The sequence below is a fragment of the Cetobacterium somerae ATCC BAA-474 genome, assembly GCF_000479045.1.
Classification (GTDB): Bacteria; Fusobacteriota; Fusobacteriia; order Fusobacteriales; family Fusobacteriaceae; genus Cetobacterium_A; species Cetobacterium_A somerae.
On sequence record NZ_KI518136.1, the window covers coordinates 1 to 5,158 of the forward strand.

Sequence of the window (5,158 nt, forward strand, 5' to 3'; positions counted from 1 at the left end):
ATATTATGTTTAAAAGAGATGTTAAGTAATTTAGAAGAGAAAGTTGAAATAATTAATTTAAAAGAAATGAAAGTTTATTTTATAAAAATAAAAAATCCTTTGGACCAAAAAGAAATAGCAGAAACATATGATAAATTACAAAGATTAGGGAATAAAAATAATATAGAGGAAATAATTTATATATCAGAAGTAAAAAAACATGATTTGTACGAAGGATCAGAATTACCACTAAGTAAAATTGGTATTTTAGTTCCAGATAATCAATCAATAGCAGGTGAAGAAGTTTTAAAAAGCAAAATTTGTGTTATGTTAAAGCATAAAACTACTTTTGACATGATAAAGTTGACTTATGAAAATTTGTATCGTTTTATAAAAGATAATAAGTTTGAAATTGAAGGAAACTCTATTGAAGTGGGAAATGAGGTTGTGGTGCCATTTGAAAATGGCTTTGGAGGGATAATAGATATATATATTCCTATAAAAAAATTTGAAAAATAGTAAAAATTAAGATATTCTATAAGGTAGCAAGGAAGTAAAGAGGAGAAAAAACATGGATGCAAAAAAATCAAGAAGAAAAAAAGCTATGGGCTTAGAAGGTGTTGTATGTATAGCAATACTTTCGACATTAATCTATTTAACATCTAGTAAGATGGGTGGAATCAATATGATTAATACAATTATAAAAACAGCCCATGATTTACTGTTAAATACAGTGTTCTTTATAATGGGAGTATCAGTTATTGCAGGAGCATTTGCAGGAATTTTATCAGAATTTGGAGTAATTGCAATATTAAATAAATTACTATCACCACTAATGAAACCATTATATAGATTACCTGGGGCGGCAGCTTTAGGAGTTTTGACTACATATATTTCAGATAATCCAGCTATTTTAAGTTTGTCAGCAGATAAAGGATTTACTAAATATTTTAAGAAATATCAATTACCAGCTTTAACAAATTTAGGAACTTCTTTTGGAATGGGATTTATAGTTTCTACATTTATGATAGCTCAAAGTGGTAGTATGAATGAAAATCTTGTATTTCCAGTTGTTCTAGGAAATTTAGGAGCTTTTGTAGGTAGTATAGTAAGTGTTAATCTAATGATTAATTTTACAAAAAAGATTTTTAATGAAAAAAAAGAATCTTTAGAAGATGAATCTGCAGATTCAGATTTCTTTGAATATAGAGATATAAGAGATGGAAATGTATTGGAAAGATTATTAGAAGCTTTATTAGAAGGAGGAAAAAATGGAGTACAAATGGGAATGGAAATAATTCCAGGAGTTTTAATAATTTGTACAACAGTTTTATTGCTAACTAATGGACCAGGACCGCAAGGTTATACAGGTGAAGCTTATCAAGGAATTGCATTGCTACCTTATATAGGTGAAAAACTACAATTTATTTTAAAGCCACTTTTTGGATTTACAAGTGCAAAAGCTTTGGCATTTCCAATAACATCTTTAGGAGCCGTAGGAGCTGCATTAGGGTTGGTTCCTAGATTTATCAATGATGGAGCGATAACATCTAGAGAAATTGCAGTATTTACAGCTATGGGAATGACATGGAGTGGATATTTAAGTACTCACGTGGCAATGATGGATAGTTTAGGTTATAGAAGATTAACAGGAAAAGCTATATTTAGTCATACAATTGGTGGAATAGTTGCTGGAGTAGTAGCTAATATTCTTTATACAGTTTTTATGTAGTTTAATTATTAAAGGAGATCAACTATGAAAAATTATAAGATTGATTTACATATTCATACAAATGTGAATCCTCATGCATTTAGTACATTAGAAGAAAATATAGGTGCAGCTTCTAAAAAAGGAATGGAAGTTATCGCAATAACTAATCATGGACCAGCTTTGCAAGATACTCCACATTGGTGGCATCTTGTTAATATTGCTATTTTACCAAAGCAAATAGAAGGGGTAAGAGTTATAAAAGGTGTAGAGGCTAATATTTTAAATGAAAATGGAAAGTTAGATATAAATCAAAAAATTTATGAAAATATGGAGTTAATTTTAGCAGGATTCCATGTTGTAGATGAATATGGAAACATAGATGATATCGAGAAAAATACACAAGCTATATTGAGTTTGATAAAAAAGCAAAAAGCTGATATAATAGTGCATCTGGGAAATCCAATTTTTCCAGTAGACTATGAAAAAATAGTGAAGGCAGCTAAAGAAAATAACGTGGCGTTAGAAGTTAATAACACCTCTTTAGGAACAATTACAAGAGTTGGTTCAAAGAAAAATTGTAAAAAAATGTTAGAACTAGCTAAAAAAGAGAGATGCTACATAGCTTTAGGAACAGATGCTCATTATTCAGGTCACATAGGAGAGTTTCAAAGGGCAATTGAACTTTTGGAAGAAGTTGATTATCCAGAAGAATTAATAATAAATAGTTCGAGAGAAACTTTTGATAAATTTTTAAAGCTGAGACAAGAGTTGAGAACCAAAGAGGTAAACTCTTAATTTTGGGAGGAAAGAAGATGCAAAAAAATAGAATTTGTGAATTATTAGGAATTAAATATCCAATTATCCAGGGAGCAATGGCATGGATATCAAATGGAAATTTGGCAGGACATGTATCTAAAGCTGGAGGATTAGGTATAATTGCTGGTGGAGGAATGCCGCCAGAAGTTTTAAGACAAGAGATTAAAAAGGCAAAATCTATTACAGATAATCCTTTTGGAGTTAACTTAATGTTAATGATGGAAAGTGTTGCAGAGCAAATAGATGTTTGTATAGAAGAAGGTGTTAAAGTTGTAACAACAGGTGCAGGAAATCCAGGAATATATATGGAAAAATTAAAAGCAGCTGGAATAAAAGTTATACCAGTAGTAGCATCAGTAGCTTTAGCAAAAAGAATGGAGAGAATAGGTGCAGATGCGGTAGTTGCAGAAGGATTAGAAGCAGGAGGACATATTGGAGAAATTACAACTATGTCTTTAGCAACTCAAGTAGCTAGAGAGGTTTCAATTCCTGTTATAGTTGCAGGAGGAATTGCAAGTGGAGAGCAATTTTTAGCAGCTTTAGCTTTAGGAGGAGAGGCTATTCAAGTTGGAACGATATTTATAGTTGCTCATGAGTGTGATGTTCATGAAAATTATAAAAACTTAGTATTAAAAGCTAAGGATAGATCAACAGTTACAACAGGAAATTATACAGGACATCCTGTAAGAGTATTAAATAATAAATTTGCTAAAGCAATATTAGAATTAGAAGTAAAAGGAGCTCCGAAAGAGGAGATTGAAGATTTAGGAAAAGGAAAACTAAGATTGGCAGTTGTAGATGGAGATATAGAGAATGGAAGTGTTATGTCAGGACAAGTTGCTGGATTAGTTAAAGAAGCTTTAAGTTGCCAAGAGATTGTAGATAAATTAATGAAAGAACTAAAAGAAGAAAAAGTAAGACTAGATGAAACATTCTCAAAGATAGCTTTCTAATAGGAAAAAAACACAAGGGTGGAGAGATCTACCCTTTTTATCTAAAAAATAAGGGGAGAAAATATTATGTATAATAAAGTAATGGAGACTGTAGAGTTTTTAAATTCTAAGGTGACAAATAGACCTAAAATAGCTATAATTTTAGGATCTGGACTAGGTGGATTAGTGGAATATGTTGAAAATAAAGTTGTAATACCTTATAAAGATATACCAAATTTTCCTGTTTCAACAGTTGCAGGACATGCAGGAGAATTAGTTTTTGGTACAATAAATAATGTTGAAGTTTTAGTAATGAAAGGAAGATTTCATTACTATGAAGGGTATAATATGAAAGAAGTTACATATCCTCAATATGTGTTTAAGAAATTTGGAATAGAGACAATGATTGTAAGTAATGCAGCTGGTGGAGCAAATAGAGATTTTAAGCCAGGAACGTTAATGATAATTAATGATCATATAAACTTTTTTGGAACAAATCCATTAATTGGATCAAATGATGAAAGATTTGGACCAAGATTCCCAGATATGTCTGAAACGTATAGTAAAGCTTTAATTGAAAAAGCTAAAAATGTAGCTAGTAAACTTAATATTGAATTCGAAGAGGGAGTATACTTAGGATCTTCAGGTCCAACATATGAAACAGCGGCAGAAGTAAAAATGATGATGACAATGGGAGCATCAGCTGTTGGAATGTCTACAGTTCCAGAGTCAATAGTGGCTAATTACTTAGGGATTAAAATATTAGGAATATCTTGTATAACTAATATGGCTACAGGAATAGCTACTAAACCACATTCACATGAAGAGGTTGTAGAAATAGCAAACCAAACAGGAGAGAGATTCTGTAAATGGATTGCTGAAACAGTAAAAGAGTTGTAATAATAACTCATAGGAGGTATAAAGTATGAAAGCAGCATTTTTTGATATTGATGGAACAATTTACAGAAATTCACTATTAACAGAGCATTTTAAAAAACTTATAAAGTACGAGCTACTTGATATTAGAGAATACGAATTAAAGGTAAAGGATGCTTTTAAAAAATGGGATGAAAGAGTAGGAGATTATGATAAATATCTAGAAGAGATAACTACTACATATGTTGATGCTATAAAAGGATTATCTCTTCAATACAATGATTTTATTTCAGATCAAGTGTTAGAGTTAAAAGGAAATAGAGTATATAAATTTACAAGAGACATGATAAAATGGCATAAGGAACAAGGACATAAAGTAATTTTTATTTCTGGAAGCCCAGATTTTTTAGTTTCAAGAATGGCTAAAAAATGGGGAGCAGATGATTATTGTGGATCAATATACCATTTTGAAGATGGAAAACTTTCAGGAGATATTTCTCCAATGTGGGATTCAAAAAATAAAATGATAGCAATAAATAATTTTTGTGAAAAATATGATATTGATTTATCAGAAAGTTACGCATATGGAGATACTAATGGTGATTATAGTATGCTTAATCTTGTAGGACATCCTAGAGCTATAAATCCATCAAGAGAGTTATTATTAAAAATAAAAACAGAAGAAAATTTAAAAAATAAAACTGAAATATTTGTAGAAAGAAAAGATGTTATCTATAAAGTTTCAGCAGATGTAGAAATTTTATAAAAAAAACTTGACAATTTTACAAAAAAGTTTTATTATTAGTCCAATAATAAAAATAAATTTTTAAAAAGAGGAGGAAGT

The 5,158-nt window shown here is 30.1% G+C and carries 6 protein-coding genes; all 6 read left to right on the top strand.

The genetic code is table 11. The features are described 5' to 3' along the window. On the top strand, positions 1-498 hold a 498-nt coding region (locus tag HMPREF0202_RS15280; RefSeq protein WP_023052286.1), incomplete at its 5' end, for a GyrI-like domain-containing protein. 52 nt (positions 499-550) lie between these two features. Beyond that, a complete protein-coding gene (locus tag HMPREF0202_RS06130; RefSeq protein WP_023052287.1) occupies positions 551-1,711 on the top strand; it encodes a CD0519/CD1768 family membrane protein in 1,161 nt (386 codons plus the stop codon). A gap of 24 nt (positions 1,712-1,735) precedes the next feature. Further along, the gene (locus tag HMPREF0202_RS06135) at positions 1,736-2,485 is read left to right on the top strand and encodes a phosphatase (RefSeq protein WP_023052288.1); all 750 of its coding nucleotides are present in this window, start codon (positions 1,736-1,738) and stop codon (positions 2,483-2,485) included. 17 nt (positions 2,486-2,502) lie between these two features. Next, positions 2,503-3,459: a nitronate monooxygenase gene (locus HMPREF0202_RS06140; RefSeq protein WP_023052289.1), complete on the top strand. Its 957-nt coding sequence runs from the start codon at positions 2,503-2,505 to the stop codon at positions 3,457-3,459. A 66-nt stretch (positions 3,460-3,525) separates the two neighbouring features. Beyond that, positions 3,526-4,338, top strand: coding sequence for a purine-nucleoside phosphorylase (locus HMPREF0202_RS06145; RefSeq protein ID WP_023052290.1), 813 nt, complete (start codon positions 3,526-3,528; stop codon positions 4,336-4,338). Between the two features lie 25 nt (positions 4,339-4,363). Then, positions 4,364-5,080, top strand: coding sequence for an HAD family hydrolase (locus tag HMPREF0202_RS06150; protein WP_023052291.1), 717 nt, complete (start codon positions 4,364-4,366; stop codon positions 5,078-5,080). Positions 5,081-5,158: the final 78 nt, after the last annotated feature.

What these genes read in the sequence shown, in the direction of transcription:
- HMPREF0202_RS06150 (WP_023052291.1), top strand. Translation starts at nt 4,364, where the DNA reads ATGAAAGCAGCATTTTTTGATATTGATGGAACAATTTACAGAAATTCA.
- HMPREF0202_RS06135 (WP_023052288.1), top strand. Translation starts at nt 1,736, where the DNA reads ATGAAAAATTATAAGATTGATTTACATATTCATACAAATGTGAATCCT.
- HMPREF0202_RS06140 (WP_023052289.1), top strand. Translation starts at nt 2,503, where the DNA reads ATGCAAAAAAATAGAATTTGTGAATTATTAGGAATTAAATATCCAATT.
- HMPREF0202_RS06145 (WP_023052290.1), top strand. Translation starts at nt 3,526, where the DNA reads ATGTATAATAAAGTAATGGAGACTGTAGAGTTTTTAAATTCTAAGGTG.
- HMPREF0202_RS06130 (WP_023052287.1), top strand. Translation starts at nt 551, where the DNA reads ATGGATGCAAAAAAATCAAGAAGAAAAAAAGCTATGGGCTTAGAAGGT.